18 protein-coding genes and 1 tRNA gene are annotated in these 19,736 nt (G+C 67.6%); 13 read left to right on the forward strand and 6 right to left on the reverse strand.

What is annotated here, in order from left to right; translation table 11 throughout:
* Positions 1 to 54: 54 nt before the first annotated feature.
* Positions 55 to 1,257 (reverse strand): GGDEF domain-containing protein, encoded by a 1,203-nt coding sequence (locus ACYKG1_RS20695; protein ID WP_478471262.1) that lies wholly within the window; start codon positions 1,255 to 1,257, stop codon positions 55 to 57.
* 153 nt (positions 1,258 to 1,410) lie between these two features.
* Between ACYKG1_RS20695 and ACYKG1_RS20700 the strand changes: the two genes are divergently transcribed.
* From ACYKG1_RS20700 to ACYKG1_RS20710, 3 genes are all read left to right on the forward strand, one after another.
* On the forward strand, positions 1,411 to 1,896 hold the full coding sequence (locus ACYKG1_RS20700; protein ID WP_478471264.1) for a DUF1203 domain-containing protein: 486 nt from the start codon (positions 1,411 to 1,413) through the stop codon (positions 1,894 to 1,896).
* A gap of 233 nt (positions 1,897 to 2,129) precedes the next feature.
* Positions 2,130 to 3,302, forward strand: a complete 1,173-nt coding sequence (locus tag ACYKG1_RS20705) for a lytic polysaccharide monooxygenase (protein WP_478471266.1) — start codon at positions 2,130 to 2,132, stop codon at positions 3,300 to 3,302.
* Positions 3,303 to 3,480: 178 nt separating this feature from the next.
* Complete coding sequence (locus ACYKG1_RS20710; RefSeq protein WP_478471268.1) at positions 3,481 to 4,650, forward strand: lytic polysaccharide monooxygenase; 1,170 nt, start codon at positions 3,481 to 3,483, stop codon at positions 4,648 to 4,650.
* Positions 4,651 to 4,725: 75 nt separating this feature from the next.
* Here the strand turns inward: ACYKG1_RS20710 and ACYKG1_RS20715 are convergent, their stop codons facing one another.
* Positions 4,726 to 5,475, reverse strand: coding sequence for a ferredoxin--NADP reductase (locus tag ACYKG1_RS20715; RefSeq protein WP_100474588.1), 750 nt, complete (start codon positions 5,473 to 5,475; stop codon positions 4,726 to 4,728).
* An 84-nt stretch (positions 5,476 to 5,559) separates the two neighbouring features.
* Here ACYKG1_RS20715 and ACYKG1_RS20720 point away from each other — a divergent pair, with 84 nt between their 5' ends.
* The 5 genes from ACYKG1_RS20720 to ACYKG1_RS20740 all read left to right on the forward strand — a co-directional run bounded on the left by ACYKG1_RS20720 (position 5,560) and on the right by ACYKG1_RS20740 (position 10,485).
* Positions 5,560 to 6,528, forward strand: a complete 969-nt coding sequence (locus tag ACYKG1_RS20720) for an ABC transporter ATP-binding protein (protein WP_049400895.1) — start codon at positions 5,560 to 5,562, stop codon at positions 6,526 to 6,528.
* Positions 6,525 to 7,316, forward strand: a complete 792-nt coding sequence (locus ACYKG1_RS20725) for an ABC transporter permease (protein WP_100474591.1) — start codon at positions 6,525 to 6,527, stop codon at positions 7,314 to 7,316. Before ACYKG1_RS20720 ends, ACYKG1_RS20725 begins: the two co-directional genes overlap by 4 nt.
* 354 nt (positions 7,317 to 7,670) lie before the next feature.
* Positions 7,671 to 8,438 (forward strand): hypothetical protein, encoded by a 768-nt coding sequence (locus ACYKG1_RS20730; RefSeq protein ID WP_478471270.1) that lies wholly within the window; start codon positions 7,671 to 7,673, stop codon positions 8,436 to 8,438.
* A gap of 188 nt (positions 8,439 to 8,626) precedes the next feature.
* Positions 8,627 to 9,565 (forward strand): 2-dehydropantoate 2-reductase, encoded by a 939-nt coding sequence (panE, locus tag ACYKG1_RS20735; protein WP_478471272.1) that lies wholly within the window; start codon positions 8,627 to 8,629, stop codon positions 9,563 to 9,565.
* Entirely contained in the window at positions 9,562 to 10,485 is a 924-nt protein-coding gene (locus ACYKG1_RS20740) for a Rossmann-fold NAD(P)-binding domain-containing protein (protein WP_100474600.1), read from the forward strand. Before panE ends, ACYKG1_RS20740 begins: the two co-directional genes overlap by 4 nt.
* A gap of 27 nt (positions 10,486 to 10,512) precedes the next feature.
* Here ACYKG1_RS20740 and ACYKG1_RS20745 read toward each other — a convergent pair whose 3' ends face one another.
* A complete protein-coding gene (locus ACYKG1_RS20745; protein WP_262227975.1) occupies positions 10,513 to 11,310 on the reverse strand; it encodes a TatD family hydrolase in 798 nt (265 codons plus the stop codon).
* Between the two features lie 67 nt (positions 11,311 to 11,377).
* On the opposite strand from ACYKG1_RS20745, the gene hrpB reads away from it, so the two are divergent.
* Together hrpB and ACYKG1_RS20755 are read left to right on the forward strand one after the other, a co-directional pair.
* Complete coding sequence (hrpB, locus tag ACYKG1_RS20750; protein ID WP_478471273.1) at positions 11,378 to 13,882, forward strand: ATP-dependent helicase HrpB; 2,505 nt, start codon at positions 11,378 to 11,380, stop codon at positions 13,880 to 13,882.
* Between the two features lie 212 nt (positions 13,883 to 14,094).
* The gene (locus tag ACYKG1_RS20755; RefSeq protein ID WP_057497856.1) at positions 14,095 to 14,469 is read left to right on the forward strand and encodes a hypothetical protein; all 375 of its coding nucleotides are present in this window, start codon (positions 14,095 to 14,097) and stop codon (positions 14,467 to 14,469) included.
* A 60-nt stretch (positions 14,470 to 14,529) separates the two neighbouring features.
* Here the strand turns inward: ACYKG1_RS20755 and ACYKG1_RS20760 are convergent, their stop codons facing one another.
* The 3 genes from ACYKG1_RS20760 to ACYKG1_RS20770 form a co-directional block, all read right to left on the reverse strand.
* Positions 14,530 to 15,069 (reverse strand): pseudouridine synthase, encoded by a 540-nt coding sequence (locus tag ACYKG1_RS20760; protein ID WP_262084337.1) that lies wholly within the window; start codon positions 15,067 to 15,069, stop codon positions 14,530 to 14,532.
* A gap of 68 nt (positions 15,070 to 15,137) precedes the next feature.
* Positions 15,138 to 15,404 (reverse strand): hypothetical protein, encoded by a 267-nt coding sequence (locus tag ACYKG1_RS20765; protein WP_262084336.1) that lies wholly within the window; start codon positions 15,402 to 15,404, stop codon positions 15,138 to 15,140.
* Between the two features lie 95 nt (positions 15,405 to 15,499).
* Positions 15,500 to 16,357: a class I SAM-dependent methyltransferase gene (locus ACYKG1_RS20770; RefSeq protein ID WP_100474611.1), complete on the reverse strand. Its 858-nt coding sequence runs from the start codon at positions 16,355 to 16,357 to the stop codon at positions 15,500 to 15,502.
* Positions 16,358 to 16,526: 169 nt separating this feature from the next.
* On the opposite strand from ACYKG1_RS20770, the gene ACYKG1_RS20775 reads away from it, so the two are divergent.
* The 3 genes from ACYKG1_RS20775 to ACYKG1_RS20785 all read left to right on the forward strand — a co-directional run bounded on the left by ACYKG1_RS20775 (position 16,527) and on the right by ACYKG1_RS20785 (position 19,681).
* Complete coding sequence (locus ACYKG1_RS20775) at positions 16,527 to 17,483, forward strand: aldo/keto reductase (protein WP_100474614.1); 957 nt, start codon at positions 16,527 to 16,529, stop codon at positions 17,481 to 17,483.
* A gap of 644 nt (positions 17,484 to 18,127) precedes the next feature.
* Positions 18,128 to 18,201 (forward strand) — tRNA-Arg (locus tag ACYKG1_RS20780).
* A 355-nt stretch (positions 18,202 to 18,556) separates the two neighbouring features.
* The gene (locus ACYKG1_RS20785; protein ID WP_478471276.1) at positions 18,557 to 19,681 is read left to right on the forward strand and encodes a slipin family protein; all 1,125 of its coding nucleotides are present in this window, start codon (positions 18,557 to 18,559) and stop codon (positions 19,679 to 19,681) included.
* Positions 19,682 to 19,736: the final 55 nt, after the last annotated feature.

Genomic DNA, 19,736 nt, shown 5'->3' on the forward strand with positions numbered 1-19,736 from the left:
CTGGAGGACGTTCCTGTCGACCACGACGGGCTGCCGCGGAAGATGTGACCCAACTTACACGGGCAGCGCGCCGACGGCGATGGGCAATGACGAATCCGCCGCCGACGGCGCGCAGACCAGGCGGTCCCGCCCTTCGGCCTTGGCCCGGTACAGGGCGGCATCGGCGGCGGCCAGCAAGGTCGACAGATCGCCCTGTCCCGTATCCATCGCAAGTCCGACGCTGGCGGTGACCGGCACCGGTCCCTCGGCCAGCAGCGCCGGCCGCTGCTGCAGGCGTGCACGGATCGCGGCGGCCCGATCCACCGCTTCGCCGCACGTGCTTCCAGCCAGCACCAGCACGAATTCTTCGCCGCCGTAACGGCCCAGCAGGTGCTCATGGCCCTGCACGCAGTGCTGCAGCGTCGCCGAAAAATGGCGCAGCACCTGGTCGCCCGCCAGGTGGCCCCACCGATCATTGATCTGCTTGAAGTGGTCCACGTCGATCAGCAGCAGCCCCAGCGGGCGGCGCTGTCGGCGCAGCTTCTGCAGTTGTGCCTGGCCGTCGGCCAGCACCGCGCTGCGGTTGAGCAGGCCGGTCAGGCCATCGGTACGGGCGGCATGGCGCAGGTCGACCAGCATGCGCTCGACCAGCAGCAGCACCATCGCAAAGCAACGCGCCAGCTCCAGCATCACCCCGGCAATGTATGTGACGAACATCGGCGAGCCGGTGCGCATGATGTCCTCCCCGGCGTCCGGTGCCACCGGCAGGAACAGGCGCACGCCATAGAGAGCAGCCTCTGCCAGGAACACCGTGGCAGCCAGGAGGCAGCTGGTGCGCTGCGGGAGCGGCGCATGGCGCAGCAGCAATCCGGCGATCCAAGCATCGACAATCAGTGCGAACACACTGAACACCTGCAGGCGCAGGGCCAGGTTCGGCCACAGCACCAGGAAGGCGAAGATGCAGGCCATGAACGCAACCGCCACCAGCAATGGCCGCCACAGCGGCAACGGCTGCTCCAGATGCAGGGCCACGCCGCGCAGCATCATCAGCCCGCAGCCTGCCATCGCTGCATTGCCGGCCAGTACCGCCGGCACCAGTGGCAGGTAGGGTCGCAGCGCCAGCAGGGTCACCCCCAGGGTCAGCAGCCACAGGCTGATGGTCCACTGCCGCAGCACCGGTTGTCCGCGCAGCACGACCAGCAACAGCGAGAATCCCACGGCAATGCCGATGCAGAGCAGGAAGCCAAGCACGGCGATGGTGGGGAAATCCAGGGGCATGCGGCGCTCATCGGCCGGGGGGCGCGCGCATCTTAGCGCCTTGTTGTGCCATCCCCGTGGCGTTCTCCTGGCCGAAGCCGATGTGGGGTCTGAAAACGGCGAGCACGGCGGCCGGCGCATGCGCACAATCCGCGGCAGACCCAGGAGACGCCCATGCACACGTGGTACCTCGGTGGCATCGACCACCGCCCGTTCCTGCACCTGTTCGAGATGAGCGACAGCGCACTCGCCGCGCTCGGCATCCAGCGTCGCTGGGCGGGCGCCAATGGCGGCCATCCCTGCCGGATCAGCCTGAGCGATCCCGCACCTGGCAGTGAACTGCTCCTGCTGTCCCACGTCCACCTGCCGCTGCATTCGCCATACCGCGCCGCCGGGCCGATCTTCGTGCAGCGCGGCGTGACCCGCTGCGTCCTGCCGCCGGGCGAAGTGCCCCCGTACGTTCAGCGCAGGATGATCTCGGTGCGTGCCTATGATCACGCCGCGCTGATGCGCGATGCCGAGATCTGTGCGGGCATCGACGTTGCGGGCCGACTGGATGCACTGTTCGCCGACCCGTCGGTGGCGTTCGTCCAGTTGCACAATGCGGCGCATGGCTGTTTCTCGTGCCAGGCGGATCGGGTCGCTACCGGGACTGCGTAGCGTGATCTCCATGACGTGATCGATGCCACGCCGATCCCGTGACGTCCAACGCATCCGTTCAGCCCTGCGTGAAGCCGGTGGGAAGGGCTTCACATGCGCAGTCACGGATCGGCACAGGGATGGTTCCGCCGCCTGCATCGCGACTCGATACTCGCCGTGGTGCCGCCGAAAGTCCGCCACGCAGCGCAGCTCCTGCGGTCACCGTTCCCTTTCGACGACCACAAGGATGCGCCATGTCATTCCGATCCACACCGTTGTTGCTGGCCACCTCGATCGCCGCTGCGGGCCTGTGCCCGGCCGGCAGCGCGTTCGCCCACGGCACCATGACCACACCGGTCAGCCGCGTCTATGCCTGCTTCCAGGGCAATCCCGAGAACCCGACCAACCCGGCCTGTGCCGCTGCAAAAGCGATTGGCGGTTCGCAGGCGTTCTACGACTGGAACGGCATCAACCAGGCCAACGCCAACGGTAACCATCAGGCCGTGGTACCCGACGGCAAGCTGTGCAGCGGCAACAACCCGACCTTCCGCGGGCTGGATGTAAATCGCAGTGACTGGCAGACCACGCCGATCCAGCCCGATGCCAGTGGCAGGTTCACCTTCGTGTTCAAGGCAACTGCACCACACGCCACGCGTGACTGGCGATTCTTCGTTACCCGCGAAGGCTGGCAACCGGGCAGCCCACTGCGCTGGGCCGACCTGCAGGAATTCTGCACGCTGGGCAATACGCCACTGTCGGCCGATGGCACGTACAAGCTGCAGTGCACGCTGCCGCAGCGCAGTGGCCAGCATGTGATCTACAACACCTGGCAGCGCTCGGATTCGACCGAAGCGTTCTACACCTGCATGGACGTGCGTTTCGAGGGAGGCGGCGGCAGCACTCCGCCAGCAGCGCAGTGGCAGGATGCAGGCCCGGTCACCGCGCGCGGCGAGCTGCCGGTTGGCACGACGTTGGCACTGCGCGTGTTCAATGCCAACGGCAATGACGTCGAACGCGTGGAAGCAACCCTGGCCAGCGGCCAGACGGCGGCCGCGCAGTGGCCGTTGGCGCTGGCCCGCAAGGTCAATGCCAGCGCCCAGCATGCACGCGTGGGCGTGCTCAGTAACGGCGTGATCACGCCTGCCGCTTCGGCCACCGGCAACCGCGTGTACCTGAAGGACGGCAACCGCTTCCAGCTCGATACCCAGGTTCCCGACCCTGGCACGCCGTCACCGGGCGGCGATTTCGACCACGTGTACCCCGCCGGCATCGGCAGTTACGTGCCGGGCCAGACCGTGGTGAAGAGCAGCGACGGCAAGCTGTATGCCTGCCGCCCGTTCCCGGAGGGTGCGTGGTGCAACGTCAACGCGGAGACGTACCGGCCGGGTGTCGGCGCGGCCTGGCGCGACGCGTGGATCGCGTACTGAGGCCGTGATGCGGGAGGCGGTGCAGCATGCACCGCCTTCTGCCAGGGAAGCGGCACAGTGAGCAACGTGTTGCAGATCGAACACGGCCGCCATCGAATTCGAACTTATCCGATGTTGCCGGCGGGCCTGCATGTGAAGACTGCGCGAGGTTTCCCACACTTCGCAAAGGAGTTCCTGCATGCACCTGTCCCATCGGGCAGTCCTCGCTCTGTCCGTCGTTGCCGGCCTGGCCCTGTCCGGCAGCGCCTTCGCACACGGCACCATGACCAAGCCGCTCAGCCGCGTGAAGCAGTGCCACGAGGGCAATCCGGAGAACCCGACCAACCCGGCCTGTGCCGCGGCCAAGGCCATCGGTGGCGCGCAGCCGTTCTATGACTGGAGCGCGATCGCCCACGGCAACGCCAATGGCAACCACCGCGATCTGGTGCGTGACGGCGAGCTGTGCAGCGCCAGCATCCCCAAGTACCGCGGGCTCGATCTGAACCGCAGCGACTGGCCGACCACCCCGGTCCGCGCCGATTCGCGCGGCCGCTACACCTTCGAATTCCGGGCACCGGCGCCGCACGCCACCCGCGAGTGGAAGTTCTACGTCACCCGCGATGGCTGGCAGCCGGGCAGCCCGCTGCGCTGGGCCGACCTGCAGGAATTCTGCACCCTGGGCAACGTTCCGCTGTCCGAAGGCGGCGTCTACAAGCTGGACTGCCCGCTGCCCAAGCGCAGTGGCCAGCACATCATCTACAACACCTGGCAGCGCTCGGATTCGCAGGAGGCGTTCTATACCTGCATGGACGTGCGCTTCGAAGGTGGTGGTGGCGTGGTTCCGCCGCCGCAGTGGCAGGATGCCGGTGCAGTAACCGCCAATGGCGCGCTGGAGGTGGACAGCACCGTGACCCTGCGCGTGTTCAACGCCAACGGCAATGACCTGGAGCGTCTGGAAACCAAGCTGGCGACCGGCCAGACCAGCCCGACGCAGTGGCCGCTGGCCCTGGCCCGCAAGGTCAACGCCAGCGCACAGCACGCCCGCGTGGGCGTGATGAAGAACGGCGTGATCACACCGGTCGCCTCGGCTACCGACAACCGCGTGTACCTGAAGCCGGGCAACCGCTTCCAGCTGGAAACCCAGGTGCCGGGCCCGGTCGATCCGGTCGATCCGCCGGGCAACGATTTCGACTTCGTGTACCCGGCCGGCCTCGGCGGCTACAAGCCGGGCGAGACCGTGGTGAAGGGCACCGACGGCAAGCTGTATGCCTGCCGCCCGTTCCCGGAGGGCGCCTGGTGCAACATCAATGCCGATGCCTATCGTCCGGGCACCGGCTTCGCCTGGCGCGACGCCTGGATCGCGTACTGAGGCAGGACACCGGGGGCGGCATGATGCCGCCTCCGGTTCATGGGATTGCCGGCCCGCGGCCGGCACTACCCCGACTTATTTGCTGCTGACGTACTTCTCGCGGCGGATCTGCGGGTTGCCCAGGCCTGCGGCCTTCAGCAGCTCGGCGCAGGCATCGACCATGTCCGGGTTGCCGCACAGGTAGGCGATGTCGGTGGCCGGGTCCGGGGTGAAGCCGGCCAGCGCCTGCTGCACGTAGCCGTGCTGCACGTCCGGGTGCGGAGCGGCCGGCAGTTCGCGCGACAGGCACGGCACATAGCGGAAGTTCGGGTGTTTTTCGGCGAAGCTGTAGAAGTCTTCGCTGTACAGCAGCTCGCCCGGGCTGCGCGCGCCCTGCAGCAGCACGATCTGCACACCGCGCTCGGCCATGGCCTTTTCCAGCAGCGGCAGCATCGAGCGGTACGGGGTGACGCCGGTACCGGTGGCGATCAGCAGGTAACGGGCGTTGTGGTCACCGGGATTCAGGCAGAACCGGCCATAGGGGCCGGACGCACTGATCTGGCCGCCCTGCTCCAGCGCCTCGAACAGGGCCGTGGCGGCGCCGCCGGGCACGAAGCTGACCGCGATATCCACCGCCTCGCCCGGGCCCAGCGCATGGTCATGGATGGTCGCCAGCGAGTAGCTGCGCTTGGTTTCAGTGCCGTCGGCGTAGCTGAAATGGACCTGGATGAACTGGCCGGGCTGGAAATCCAGCGGCTGTCCATCATCACGCACGAACTGGTAGTGGCCAACGGTCGGGGCCAGCATGCGGCAGCCGACCAGCTTGAGGGGGAATTGAACAGGCACGACTTTTCGGGACAGTGTGTAGCCGGGGCAAGCCCTCGGGGTCTTCTATAATAGCCGCTCCCCGCCCCTCTCCAGCGCCAGCCCATGGGCGCGAAGGCTTCGAGCTTGGCATCCCAGAACGATACGGCGCCCGCCCTGCGCGTGCGCGACCTGCGCAAGACCTACGACAACGGCACCCAGGCCCTGAAGGGGGTTTCCCTGGAAGTGGCCCCGGGCGACTTCTTCGCCCTGCTCGGCCCCAACGGTGCCGGCAAGTCGACCCTGATCGGCATCATCAGCTCCCTGGTCAACCTCAGCGAGGGCCAGGTGGAGGTGTTCGGCAGCGACCTGGTGCGCAACCGCAGCGCCACCATGCGCCTGATCGGGCTGGTGCCGCAGGAAATCAACTTCAACCTGTTCGAAAAGCCCTTCGACATCCTGGTGAACTACGCCGGCTTCTATGGCGTGCCGCGCGAGGAAGCCGAGCAGCGCGCCGAAGAGGAACTGAAGCGGGCCCACCTGTGGGAAAAGGCGCAGGTGATGAGCCGCACGCTGTCCGGCGGCATGAAGCGCCGGCTGATGATCGCCCGCGCGATGATGACGCGCCCGCGCCTGCTGATCCTGGACGAGCCGACCGCCGGCGTGGACATCGAGATCCGCCGCGACATGTGGCGCGTGCTGAAGGAGATCAACGCTGCCGGCACCACGATCATCCTCACCACGCACTATCTGGAAGAAGCCGAGTACCTGTGCCGCCACCTGGCGATCATCAACCATGGCCAGATCGTCGAGCAGGGGCCGATGCGCACCCTGCTGGCCAAGCTGGACGTGGAAGGCTTCCTGCTGGACATCGACGGTGACCTGCCGGCGCAGCTGCCGGTGATCGAAGGCGCGACCCTGACCGCGCCGGACCCGCATACGCTGGACATCGACATGCCGCGCGCGATGGACCTCAACCGCGTGTTCGCCACGCTCAACGAGTCCGGCATCCGCGTGCGTTCGATGCGTACCAAGAGCAACCGCCTGGAGGAGCTGTTCGTGCGCCTCACCGGCAACCTGGAGAAGCCTGCATGAGCACCACCGAGCTGACCGACGGCCAGCGCAACCGCGTCGCACTGCTGACCATCGTGCGCCGCGAAGTCGCCCGCATCATGCGCATCTGGGGCCAGACCCTGGTGCCGCCGGCGATCACCATGACCCTGTACTTCCTGATCTTCGGCCGCCTGATCGGCTCGCGGGTGGGCAACATGGGCGAGTACAGCTACATGGAGTTCATCGTGCCGGGCCTGGTGATGATGAGCGTGATCCAGAACAGCTACGGCAACATCAGCTCCTCGTTCTTCGGCGCCAAGTTCGGCCGCCACGTGGAAGAACTGCTGGTCAGCCCGATGCCGAACTGGGTGATCCTCTGGGGCTACGTCGCCGGCGCAGTGCTGCGCGGCCTGATGGTGGGCGTGATCGTGCTGATCATCGCCATGTTCTTCACCCCGGTGCGCATCCCGCACCCGCTGGTGACGCTGAGCACGGTGATCCTGGGTGCGACGATCTTCTCGCTGGCCGGTTTCATCAATGCGGTGTATGCCAAGAAATTCGATGACGTGGCGATCGTGCCGACCTTCATCCTGACCCCGCTGACCTACCTGGGTGGCGTGTTCTATTCGGTGAAGCTGTTGCCGGGCTGGGCGGAAGCGGCCACGCACGCGAACCCGATCTTCTACATGGTCAATGCATTCCGCTATGGCCTGCTGGGCAGCAGCGATGTGCCGTTGTGGGTGGCCTATGCGCTGATGATCGGTTTCGTGGTGATGCTGACCGCGGTGGCGCTGTGGCTACTGCGTCGCGGCGTGGGCATGCGCAGCTGAGGGTTGCCTGCAGGGCCTGCGGCCCTGCACCCGCCGAATCAACTTCAACGTCAACGGCCACGGCCACGGCAAAAGCTGACTATCCGTGGGATGGCGGGGTGGGTCCGGTTGCGGGAGACGCCGTGAACCCATCCCTGGGGGCTTGGCCGCGGCATCCATGCCGCGGACATTCCCGCAACCGGACCCACCCCGCCTTCGACAGATTTCCGCGATCTGTCGGAACGGCATTCTGCTCTGGTAGGTGTCGACCTTGGTCGACACGGTAGATCCACGCCATGCGTGGATAAAGCGTTCCCTATAGAGCCAAGCCGATGCTTGGCTCTTTTCGTTTCGGATTACGGCTAGGCTGTGGCGATGAAGATCACTTCCATTGCGTTGCACAAGGCCGTGTCGGACGGCCCCATCGATGCGTTCAGCCATGCCCTGCTGAGCGACTCGCCCACGCTGGATGAGGTGCTGGAATACCTGGCCTCGCTGCACGTGGCCGATCCCCGCCACCGCTATCTGTGCACGCTCGACGATGCCGGCCAGTGCCGCTACACCAGCATGCATGCGTCCGACGACGAGCGCATCGCGCTGTACGAGGACGAAGACCCGGCGACGCCGGAAGACGCGCTGGCGGCACGCGAGCGGTTGCTGGCGCATGTCATCGCGCAGCTCGATCACTCCCCTCATCGGCTGGAATGGACCACCCTGCCGGGCACCTTGCTGTGCAATGACGCAGACATCGAGGCGCTGGTCACGGCCAATGCTGCGCCGGATCTGATCGCCGACGAGGTGGTCTGCGTGCAGCAGGTGCGTGTGGCCCGCGACGACCTGCTGATTGCCGCCCTGCCCAACGGCTACTTCAGCGCGGACTGGGACCTCTTCCAGAACCACGCCCTGATCCGGTACCTGCAGCAGCAATACGACTACCGCCTGTTCGGGCTCGGCGCATCGTGGCTCGGCTTCCGGCGCGACAGTGCACCGTCGCCTGCACAATCGGACGCGTTGGTCGCGGACCTGCAGCGCGTCTACGCTGCAGGAACGCACGATACCTGGTCACAACTGGCCGCAACGCTGGCCACCCGCACCACACTGCTGCTGGGCTACACCGAAGGCTTCAGCGAACAACTGCCCTGAGCGCGGCTCTACACGAGCGAGCGACCCGCTTCCGCCTTCGCTTTTGATCTGTTTTCCGAGGTGGCCGCGCCCGGATACTGGCAGGGGTCGTGAAACCAACTCCGCGAACCACCACGAGGGGCTCCGCCGTTGGCCGCAATCTCCGGCACAATCGAAATCCTGATTCCCCAGAAAACGGTGAACGTGCAATGCGCATCCTGATCCTCGGCGCCGGCGGTACCGGCGGTTACTTCGGCGGCCGCCTGGCCCAGGCCGGCGTGGACGTGACCTTCCTTGTGCGCCCCGCACGCGCCGCCCAGCTGGATCGCGACGGCCTGGTCATCCGCAGCCCGCTCGGCGATGCCAGCCTCCCGGTACAGCATGTCACCGCCGACGCGCTGCCTGCGCTCGCCGCACAGAAGCCGTTCGACCTGGTCATCCTCAGCTGCAAGGCCTACGACCTGTCCAGTTCGATCGACGCCATTGCCCCGGCCGTTGGCGCAGGCACCACCGTACTGCCCATCCTCAATGGCCTGCATCACTACAACGCCCTGGACGCGCGCTTCGGCCGCGACGCCGTGCTTGGCGGCCTGTGCTTCATCAGCGCCACCAAGGCCCCCGACGGCGCCGTGCTGCACCTCGGCAAGCCGGCCAAGCTCACCTTCGGCGAGCGCGACGGTGGCGCGCTGTCCGCGCGCGTGCGCGGCTTCGCTGCGGTCTGCGCGCAGGCCCAGCTTGATCACCTGGCCAGCCAGCACATCGGCCAGGAGCAATGGATCAAGTACACCTTCCTGACCGCGCTGGCCGCCGCCACCTGCCTGCTGCGTGCGGATATCGGCACCATCGTCGCCACCGATGATGGCGAGGGGATCGTGCGCGGCCTGTACGACGAATGCCTGGCCGTGGCCGAAGCTGCCGGTGAGCCGATTCCCGATGCCGCGCAGGACGCCGCGCGCGCCACCCTGACCCAGGCGGGCTCGGCGTTGAAGGCATCGATGCTGCGTGACCTGGAAGCCGGCCAGCAGGTGGAGGCCGAACAGATCGTCGGCGACATGCTGGCGCGCGCGCGCAAGGCCGACCAGGAAGCCCTGCTGCTGCAGGTCGCCTACAGCAGCCTGCAGGCCTACCAGGCACTGCGCAGCGCGTGAGCCAGACGTTGCAGGCCAGCACGCTGCCGGCGCGGGTGCTGATCCTTGGCATGGGCTGGAGCGGACGCGTGCTGGCCCAGCATCTGCAGGCATTGGGCGCATGCGTCGCCGGCACTGTACGCGATCCAGAGTCGGCACCACAGGATGGCCTGCGGCGCCATCCGCTGCGTGCCGACGCCACGCCATCGCCTGCCCTGCTCGATGAGGTCGCGCGGGCCGAGGCCGTGCTGTGCAGCGTGCCGCCCGACGCCGATGGCGATCCCGCACTGCGCCGGCTGTTGCCCGCGCTGCAAGCCAGCCCGGCCTTGCGCTGGGTCGGCTACCTGTCATCGACCTCGGTGTACGCCGACCGCGCCGGCGGCCGGGTCGACGAGCGCAGCGCAGCCGATGCCACTGAAACAGCCGGCGTGCAGCGCCTGCGGGCCGAAGCGCAATGGCGTGCGCTTGCTGAAGTACGCGGTATCGCATCGGCGCTGTTCCGCCTGCCCGGCCTGTACGGGCCCGGGCGCAATGCGCTGCTGCAGCTGGCTCAGGGACGTGCCCGCCACGTAGTGCGTCCTGGGCTGGCATTCAACCGACTGCACGTGGATGACCTGGCAAGGGTCGTTATCGCGTCGATGCAGCGGCCGTGCGTGGATGGACTGTACCTGCCGTCCGATGACGAGCCGGCACCGCCGCAGGAGGTACTGGCCTTCGCCGCGCAGCTGGGCGGGTTTGCGATGCCACCTGCCGTGGCATGGGACGACCCCGCACTGAGCCCGACGCTACGGCGCTTCTACGAGAGCAACAAGCGCATCGACAGTCGCGGCACGCGTGAAGCGCTGGCGTGGGAGCCAAGGTTCCCGACGTACCGGGAAGGACTGGAAGATCTGGCTGCGGCGCTCGCTCCCGGCTTCGGGCGTTCACAGCTGCCGCGGTAGGGCCGGCCGCTGATCGGCGCGAGCCGATCAACCCGCATCGGGCAGGCGGAAGAACGCACGCGTCGCCGCAGTTGCATTCGCGGCGGTCACCGCCACGTCCTCGCCGCGGTCGCGCGCCAGTTCTTCCACGATGTGCGACAGGAACATCGGCTCGTTGCGGCGGTCCTTCGGCATCGGCTTCAGCGTGCGCGGCAGCAGGTACGGCGCGTCGGTCTCGATCATCAGGCGGTTGGCCGGAATGTTCTTCACCAGCTCGCGCAGGTGCGCGCCACGGCGTTCGTCGCACAGCCAGCCGGTGATGCCGATGTACCAGTCCTGGTCCAGGTAATCGAACAGCTCGTCGCGTTCGCCGGTGAAGCAATGCACCACCGCCGGCCCGATGCGACCCTCGACGTTCTTCATCTGCGCCATGAAATCGGCATGCGCGTCGCGCTGGTGCAGGAACAGCGGCTTGCCGTTGTCTGCGGCCAGCTGCAGCTGGCGCTCGAAGGCACGATGCTGGGCCGGGCGCGGCGAGAAGTCACGGAAGTAGTCCAGCCCGCATTCGCCCACCGCCACCACTTCCGGGTGGGCATGCAGCGCGCGCATCTCGGCATCGCATTCCTCGGTGTACTCCACCGCGTGGTGCGGGTGCACGCCGGCGGTCGCATACAGGAAGCCGGGGTGCTGCTGGGCCAGCTGCACGGCCAGCGGTGAGTGCTCCCGGCTGGCACCGGTGATGACCATCTGCACCACGCCGGCCTGGCGCGCGCGCTCCAGCACGGCATCGCGGTCGCGGTCGAAGGAGTCGTGGGTCAGGTTGGCGCCGATATCGATCAGGTGCATGGTCATCGCAGGGGAAAAGTGCCCGCGCATTGTACCTGCGCCCGCCGTGGCCCCTTATCCTTTGCACATGAACGCCCCGCTCTTCCCTATCTCTCCGCTGCTGCCACAGATCCAGCAGCACCTGGCCACACACCCTCGGCTGGTGCTGGAGGCGCCGCCCGGCGCCGGCAAGACCACCCAGGTACCACTGGCGCTGCTCGATGCAGCGTGGCTGCAGGGGCGGAAGATCATCCTGCTGGAGCCGCGCCGGGTCGCTGCACGCAGCGCCGCGCAGTTCATGGCGCGGCAACTGGGCGAAGAGGTGGGCGGCACCGTCGGCTACCGCATCCGCTTCGAGAACAAGGTCTCGGCGCGCACCCGCATCGAGGTGGTGACCGAAGGCATCCTGACCCGCATGCTGCAGGACGACCCGATGCTGGAAGAGGTCGGCGGGATCCTGTTCGATGAGTTCCACGAACGCCACCTCAGTGGCGACCTCGGCCTGGCGCTGGCGCTGGACGTACAGGCACAGCTGCGCGATGACCTGCGCCTGGTGGTGATGTCGGCGACGCTGGATGGTGAGCGCCTGGCACGTTTCCTCGATGCGCCGCGCCTGAGCAGCGAAGGTCGCAGCTACCCGGTGGCGGTCAGCCATTTCCCGGCGCGCCGCGATGAGGCGCTGGAACTGCAGGTACGCCGCGCGGTGCAGCAGGCCCTGGCTGAACATCCCGGTGACCTGCTGGTGTTCCTGCCCGGCCAGCGCGAGATCGCGCGGGTGCAGGCGGGCCTGCAGGAATCGCTGGACACGGGCGTTGAAGTGCTGGCCCTGCACGGCGAGCTGCCGGTGGAACAGCAGGCGCGCGTACTGCAGGCGGCCACTGATGGCCGCCGGCGCGTGGTGCTGGCCACCAACGTGGCCGAGTCCTCGGTGACCCTGCCCGGCGTGCGCGTGGTGATCGACAGCGGCCAGGCACGCGAACCGCGCTACGACCCCAACAGTGGCTTCACCCGGCTGGACGTGGTGGCCATCGCCCAGGCGTCGGCCGACCAGCGCGCGGGCCGTGCCGGCCGCGTTGCCGAGGGCGTGGCGTGGCGGCTGTGGCCGCAGTCGCAGCGGCTGGAGCCGCAACGCCGCGCCGAGATCGACCAGGTGGAACTGGCCGGGCTGGCGCTGGAACTGGCGGCCTGGGGCAGCAGCGACCTGCGCTTCCTCGATCCGCCCCCGGCCGGCCCGATGGGTGCCGCGCGCGAACTGCTGCAGCGGCTCGGCGCGCTGTCCAGCAGCGGCGCGATCACCGCGCTCGGCCGCCGTGTACTGGCGCTGGGCACGCACCCACGGATGGCAGCGATGCTGCTGGCCGCGCCCGATGCCCGCACGCAGGCACTGGCCGCCGATCTGGCCGCCTTGCTGGACGCGCGCGACCCGCTGCGCCAGGGCGGTGATGCACTGGCCGCGCGTTGGCGTGCACTGGCGGCGTTCCGCAACGGCCGCGCACCGGGCGACGCCAACCGCAGCGGGCTGGCCGCCATCGATGCGGCCGCCAAACAATGGCGACGACGCCTGCGCTGTGACGCCACGCCGCCCACCAGCATCGAGGCCCACGAACTGGGGGACCTGCTCGCACATGCGTTCCCCGACCGGATCGGTGTCCAGCATCCCAGCGATCCGCTGCGCTACCTGTTGGCCAATGGTCGTAGCGCACGCCTGCACGAACTGAGCGACCTGCGTGGCGAACCGTGGCTGGTAGCCAGCGAACTGCGATTCGAGGCGCGCGATGCGCTGCTGCTGCGTGCCGCGCCGGTGGATGAAGGCCAACTGCGCAAGGCGTGGCCGGAGCGCTTCGTCACCGAAGATGTGGTGCGCTGGGACAGCGAGCGTCGCGCCCTGGTGGCACTGCGCGAGACCCGTTTCGACCGCATCGTGCTGGACAGCCGCTCGGCCGGGCGCGTCGATCCGCAGCACGCCGCGCAGGCCCTGACCGACGCGGTGGCCGAGCTCGGCCTGCAGGCGCTGCCGTGGACCGAAGGCCTGCGCCAGTGGCAGGCACGGGTGGAATCGCTGCGGCGCTGGATGCCCGAGCTCGGCCTGCCCGATTGCAGCGACGACGCCCTGCTGGCCACGCGCGCGCAATGGCTGCAACCGGCGTTCGCCGGCAAGGCGCGACTGGATGCGCTGGATGAATCCAGCTTCGGCGAAGCGTTGAAGTCGCCGCTGGAGTGGTCGCAGCGGCAGCTGGTCGAACGTCATGCGCCGACCCGCATTACCGTGCCCTCCGGGCTGGAGCGGCCGATCACCTATGCGCTGGACAGCGAGAGCGGCGATCCGTTGCCGCCGGTGCTGGCGGTGAAACTGCAGGAACTGTTCGGCCTGGCCGACACGCCGCGCATCGCCGACGGCCGCGTGCCACTGACCCTGCACCTGCTCTCCCCCGGTGGCCGCCCGCTGCAGGTCACCCAGGATCTGCGCAATTTCTGGGAAAGCACCTACGCCGAGGTGAAAAAGGAAATGAAGGGCCGCTACCCGCGCCATCCGTGGCCGGATGACCCGTGGACGGCGATGGCCACGCACCGGGCCAAGCCGCGCGGCACCTGAAGGCGGGGTCGGATCCCTTTGCAACGCAAAGGGCCCTGACCCCGGGCGCGGCGGTTGGGGTCAGAGCCCTTTCCCAAGGGAAGGGATCCGACCCCACCCTGCCTGATCCTGAATGGCTGCGCTGAAGTCACGCCACGTGCTGCCTCGACTGACATACCGTTTACGGGCAACACGCGACACTGGACTTCGACCCGAGGCAAAGGACCCCCCGCATGAGCAAGCTGACCGTAATCACCGACCGCGCTCTGGAGCGCGCCCTGGAGCTGGCCCACACCGCCGGCGATGGCCTGAAGAGCGCCGGTGGCAGCCTGCGCAATGCGGACTGGATCAAGACCGGCGCCGCCATCGGCGCAGTGAAGACCGGCGGCAAGGTGGCGACCAAGTTCGTGCGCCGCAATCCGGCGGTAGCCGTGGCTGCAGCTGCGGTCGGCGTGGGCCTGCTCGGCTATGCGCTGTACCGCAAGCAGCAGAAGAAGAAGGCGGCCAATGGCCACGTAGTGAATGGGCAGGCGCAGCGCATCAACGCGCGTGACCGCCGCAACGACACCGTCGTGGACGAGCACAGCGATATCGGCAGCGACGCCTGAGACCGTAGACCGCTGCCAGGGCCGGGGTCCTTCCCCAGGAAGGGCTCCGGCCTTTTCATTTCAACCGATCTGCCGCCACTGCCCGGGCTGTAGGCCCTCCAGCCGGTACGGCCCCATCGCCACCCGCACCAGACGCAGCGTCGGCAGGTTCACCGCCGCGGTCATCCGACGCACCTGGCGGTTGCGGCCCTCGCGGATCGTGACCGCCAACCAGCTGTCGGGTACGGTCTTGCGGAAGCGCACCGGCGGATCACGCGTCCACAGCGACGGCGCCGGATCGAGGCGCTCGATCTTCGCCGGCAGGGTCGGCCCGTCGTTCAGCTCCACGCCGTCGCGCAGCCGTTGCAACTGCTCGTCGCTGGGCGTGCCTTCCACCTGCACCCAGTAGGTCTTGTCGGCCTTGTGCTTCGGGTCGGTCAGCTTGTGCGCCAGCGTGCCGTTGTCGGTCAGCAGCAGCAGGCCCTCGCTGTCATGGTCCAGCCGGCCGGCGGCATACACGCGCGGCGGCAGGCCGAACCCGGCCAGGGTCGGCCGCGGCGGCACGCTGCGGTCGGTGAACTGGCAGAGCACGTTGAAGGGCTTGTTGAAGGCGATCAGCATTGCGGGCACGGCGGGCGGCGGGTGGGGCATTGTCCCATTCCCGCATCGCCGCCGCGATCACCGGCTGCTCAGCCGAAGACCTTCCTTTCCATCAACAGCGCAACGAGCACCACTACGGCGCCGCACGTGGCGGCAGCGTTGGCGCGGTAGCGCAGCCGCGCTACCGGTGGGCAGGTCCTGCGCGCGCGTTCGTCCAGCAGGCAACCAACGAGCAGCACCGCAAAACCTGCCGCCGCCACGAGGTCATGCACGTGACCCGCATGGAACACGAAGTCGTACAACCGCGGCAACGCCATCAATGCGAAGGCGAAGTACAGCACTTTCTTCAACAGCACACTCCATTGACGGCAGCGCCGGGCATTGCCCGGCGGCGACCCATTCCTTCCAACACCGCGCTGCGCGCTCACCGGGCGCAGCCCAGCGCCACCCGCTACGGCTTGATGAAGCGCAGGGTCATGCGGTCGCTTTCGCCGATCGCCTGGTACTTCGCATCGTCGGCCTTGTCGTGCTGGTTGGTCGGCGGCAGCGTCCACACGCCGTTCGGGTGGTCCTTGGTGTCACGCGGGTTGGCGTTGACCTCGCTGCGTGCGTCCAGCTTGAAGCCGGCGGCCTCGGCCATCGCGATCACCTGCTGCTGGCCGACATAGCCGGTGTCATCGTCGTCGGCCACGTCGGCCTTGGCGCGATGCTCGACCACGCCCAGCACGCCGCCCGGCTTGAGCACGTTGAAGAAGCCCTGGAACATGCCCTGCGCCTGGCCGGCCTTGCGCCAGTTGTGCACGTTGCGGAAGGTCAGCACCACATCGGCTGAACTGGCCGGGCCGAACACCGGCTTGGCCGGATCGTAGGCCACCACGGCGGTCTTGCCGAACTGTGCCGGCGCAGCGGCGTACTTCTTTTCCAGGCTGTCGCGGCTGCGCTGCTGGTAGTCACGGCCGCGGCCTTCGGCAACGGCCATCGGATCGACCACGGCGGCAACGTAGTGGCCCTTGTCGTGCAGCAGCGGCGCCAGGATTTCCGAGTACCAGCCGTTGCCAGGGGTGATCTCGATGACGGTCTTCTCCGGTGCCACCTTGAAGAACGACAACGTCTGCGCAGGATGACGGAAGCCATCGCGCTTGACGTTGTTGGCATCGCGGGTGGGCGCCTTCACCGCCGCGTCGATGGCCGGTGAGACCTGGATCTTCGCCGGTGCGACCGTGGCCGGTACGGCGAACGCGGGAACAGCGGCAAGCAGGGCCGAAGCAAGCAGCAGGCGGCAACCACGCAGGGACGAAGCAGGCATCATCGGAGCGACTCCAGCGGAAGATGCGGCGAGACTAGCAGCCGCGGCGTCCCGGGTGTTCACAAAACGTTAGCTGCGTGCGCATCGCGGAACACTGTTTTGTGGTCGCCGCCGCAGCGCGGTCACACAACGCGTTCTATTCTGGAGCACTTCCCCCAAGGAGTCCGTGCCCATGACGGCAACCCGCGAACTGGGCCGTTCCGGCCTGCATGTACGTCCGCTCGCCTTCGGTGGCAACGTGTTCGGCTGGAGCGCCGATGAGAAGGCCAGCTTCGCCCTGCTCGATGCCTTCGTCGACGCCGGCTTCAACCTGGTCGACACCGCCGATGTGTACTCGGCCTGGGTGCCGGGCAATGCCGGCGGCGAATCGGAAACGCTGATCGGCAAGTGGTTTGCCCGCAGCGGCAAGCGCGACAAGGTGGTGCTGGCGACCAAGGTGGCCAAATGGGCCGAACGCCCCGGCCTGACCCCGGACAACATCAATGCCGCGGTCGAGGATTCACTGCGCCGCCTGCAGACCGACGTGATCGATCTGTACCAGGCCCACGAGGATGACGAGTCGACACCACTGGAAGCGACCCTGGCCGCGTTCGGCCGCCTGATCGAAGCCGGCAAGGTGCGCGCGATCGGTGCCTCCAACTACAGCGCCACGCGCCTGGCCGACGCGCTGAAGGTGTCCACCGACTACAAGCTGCCGCGTTACGAAACCCTGCAGCCGGAGTACAACCTGTACGACCGTGCCGGCTACGAGAAGGAGCTGGAACCACTGGTGGAGCGCGAACAGATCGGCGTGATCGGCTACTACGCGCTGGCCAGCGGCTTCCTCAGCGGCAAGTACCGCACGCCGGCCGATGCGGCCAAGAGCCCGGCACGTGGCGAAACGGTGGTGAAGCGCTATCTGAATCCGCGTGGCCTGCGCATCCTGCAGGCGCTGGACGACGTGGCCAGCAAGCACAATGCCAGTGCCGCGCAGATCGCACTCGCATGGCAGATCGCACGGCCGTCGATCACCGCGCCGATCGTCAGCGCCACCAGCGTCGAGCAGCTGCACGATCTGCTGGCGGCGGCCAACCTGTCGCTGAGCGTGCAGGATGTCGCGCAGCTGGATGCCGCCAGCAAAGAAGGCTGAGTTGTAGTGCCGGCCGCTGGCCGGCATCGCACAATGCCGAAGAAAATAATTGAACAAAATGGTTGCACGCGAGTAAATCGTGGTTTATCGTGCGCACCTCGTTTCAACAACCACTGGAAACTTCCCTTGAACGCGCATTCCGTCGCCATCGCCAAACTGCTGCCATGCCTGCGCATGGACGTGCTGGCGCGCGCGTTCGGCAAGGAAGTCCAGCTGACAACGGCCTGATACCCGCCCTGCGGAGATCGGCCACCCCGATCTCCGAGGCCTGACGACGCCCTCGGAACGCAAGTCCCGGGGGCGTTTTCGTTTGCGTCGGCACAAGGACCCGCGATGCCAGAACTGCACCCCGCGCGGCAACCCGCCGCTCACTGACCCAGGTTTTTCCCGCCCCGCCGAAGGATTTACTTCGCGCGAGTGGCGACGCCTGGACATTATCTGCATCGCACCCAAACATTATCGCTCGCGATAATGTCGGTGGCCTGCACCCTCGATTCTCCAACGGTCCCGTTTCATCCACGGGCTGGTGCGCGCGGCGTTGCCGTGGCGTATGCCGGAGGTCGCGGACATGCCATCGCGTGGATCGCCTGCTGGAGGCAGGCGCCGGTTCGCCGGTACGCGGTTCGATTCCGCGCGGTCCCCAACTGGATAGCTCAGCTTGGTCAGAGCAACGGATCCCTAATCCGTCTGTCGTGGGTTCGATTCCCACTCCAAACCACATGACCTGTCACGTCATGACTTGAAGCAGCACCCGGGGCGCAAGCCCCAGCGGCCATCGTCGCCGTCCACGGACAACGCCTTCGAGCAGGAACGTGGAAGGCAACGGACCGCACGCCGGGCCCGGGCCCGCCGCCACTGCCAGCCACGTTCCGCACCGGTGCTGCCTGCCGGGAACGACGACGGCAGCAGTGCCGGTGCACCGAAGGCTCCGCGCGCGGACCGTCCGCCGGTGGCCGCCCTCTTCCGCTGGCTGCACGTGGTGTGCAGGCAGCCTCGCCACGACCTGATCGACCCGGGTCACGGCGATTCATGCCATCGGGTCGAACCACCAGAGCCAACAAGGAGAGACTCCCATGTTCTGGACCATCAAGGTCGTGATCGGCGACGGCGAGCGCGGCCTGGTGTATCGCAACCGTCGTTTCCAGCAGATCCTGCTGCCGGGCGTGCACCGCCTGTCGCCGTTCGGCGGCCGCCCGCACGTGGACATCCACACTGCATCGAAGGGCGCGGCCTACACCGGCAGCGACCAGGACAGCCTGATCGAGGCACTGGGCGCGACGCTGGACACGCACTTCGTGCTGGCCAACGTCGGTGCCACCGAGGTCGGCCTGTTGCTGCGCAACGGCCGCATCGATGAAGTGCTGCCGCCGGGCAGCCGCCGTCTGTACTGGCGCGGTTCGGTCGATACCCAGGTGCAGGTAATGGCGCTGGGTGACGAGCCGCGTATTCCGGCGGACGTGCAGCAGCGCCTGGGCCAGCTGGGCGTGTTGCCGCGTGTGGCGGTGATCAGCACCGTGCCGAGCGAGTCGGTCGGCCTGCTGTTCATCGATGGCACGCTGCGGCAGACGCTCGACGCCGGCCTGCACGCGTTCTGGAACTTCAACGGCAACGTGTCGGTGGAGCGCGTGGAGCTGCGTGCGCGTTCGCTGGATGTGTCCGGCCAGGAACTGCTCAGCCGCGACAAGGTGACCCTGCGGGTGAACCTGGCCGCGACCGTGCAGGTGGTCGACCCGGTGCGTGCACACCGCACGCTCAGCAATGCCGACGAGTTCGTCTACCGGCAGCTGCAGTTCGGCCTGCGCCAGGCGATTGCCGCGCGCAGCCTGGACGAGCTGCTGGGTGACAAGGCGGCACTGGACGGCGAGATCGCCGCCCATGTGCAGGCGGCGATCGAGGGCCACGGCGTGCAGTTGCTCGGCGTGGGCATCAAGGACGTGATCCTGCCGGGCGAGATGAAGGAGATCCTCAACGGTGTGGTGCTGGCCGAGAAGCAGGCACAGGCCAGCGTGATCCGTCGCCGCGAGGAGGCCAATGCCACGCGTTCGCAGCTCAACACCGCAAAGCTGATCGAGGACAACCCGGTGCTGATGCGCTTGAAGGAGCTGGAGGCGCTGGAGAAGGTCACCGAGAAGATCGACAAGCTCACCGTGTTCGGCGGCCTGGATGGCGTGCTGAAGCAGCTGGTGACGATCAGGTAGGGGGTAGCGGCGGCGCAGGGACGCGCCGCCGGCCCATCAAGGACAAACACGAAAA

Source organism: Stenotrophomonas sp. 85239_Sma, from assembly GCF_056481725.1.

Coding starts and splice junctions, on each gene's coding strand:
- ACYKG1_RS20775 (WP_100474614.1), top strand. CDS start 16,527: ATGACGGCAACCCGCGAACTGGGCCGTTCCGGCCTGCATGTACGTCCG.
- ACYKG1_RS20705 (WP_478471266.1), top strand. CDS start 2,130: ATGTCATTCCGATCCACACCGTTGTTGCTGGCCACCTCGATCGCCGCT.
- ACYKG1_RS20695 (WP_478471262.1), bottom strand. CDS start 1,257: ATGCCCCTGGATTTCCCCACCATCGCCGTGCTTGGCTTCCTGCTCTGC.
- ACYKG1_RS20785 (WP_478471276.1), top strand. CDS start 18,557: ATGTTCTGGACCATCAAGGTCGTGATCGGCGACGGCGAGCGCGGCCTG.
- ACYKG1_RS20755 (WP_057497856.1), top strand. CDS start 14,095: ATGAGCAAGCTGACCGTAATCACCGACCGCGCTCTGGAGCGCGCCCTG.
- hrpB (WP_478471273.1), top strand. CDS start 11,378: ATGAACGCCCCGCTCTTCCCTATCTCTCCGCTGCTGCCACAGATCCAG.
- ACYKG1_RS20745 (WP_262227975.1), bottom strand. CDS start 11,310: ATGCACCTGATCGATATCGGCGCCAACCTGACCCACGACTCCTTCGAC.
- ACYKG1_RS20725 (WP_100474591.1), top strand. CDS start 6,525: ATGAGCACCACCGAGCTGACCGACGGCCAGCGCAACCGCGTCGCACTG.
- ACYKG1_RS20770 (WP_100474611.1), bottom strand. CDS start 16,357: ATGATGCCTGCTTCGTCCCTGCGTGGTTGCCGCCTGCTGCTTGCTTCG.
- panE (WP_478471272.1), top strand. CDS start 8,627: ATGCGCATCCTGATCCTCGGCGCCGGCGGTACCGGCGGTTACTTCGGC.
- ACYKG1_RS20760 (WP_262084337.1), bottom strand. CDS start 15,069: ATGCTGATCGCCTTCAACAAGCCCTTCAACGTGCTCTGCCAGTTCACC.
- ACYKG1_RS20720 (WP_049400895.1), top strand. CDS start 5,560: ATGGGCGCGAAGGCTTCGAGCTTGGCATCCCAGAACGATACGGCGCCC.
- ACYKG1_RS20730 (WP_478471270.1), top strand. CDS start 7,671: ATGAAGATCACTTCCATTGCGTTGCACAAGGCCGTGTCGGACGGCCCC.
- ACYKG1_RS20700 (WP_478471264.1), top strand. CDS start 1,411: ATGCACACGTGGTACCTCGGTGGCATCGACCACCGCCCGTTCCTGCAC.
- ACYKG1_RS20710 (WP_478471268.1), top strand. CDS start 3,481: ATGCACCTGTCCCATCGGGCAGTCCTCGCTCTGTCCGTCGTTGCCGGC.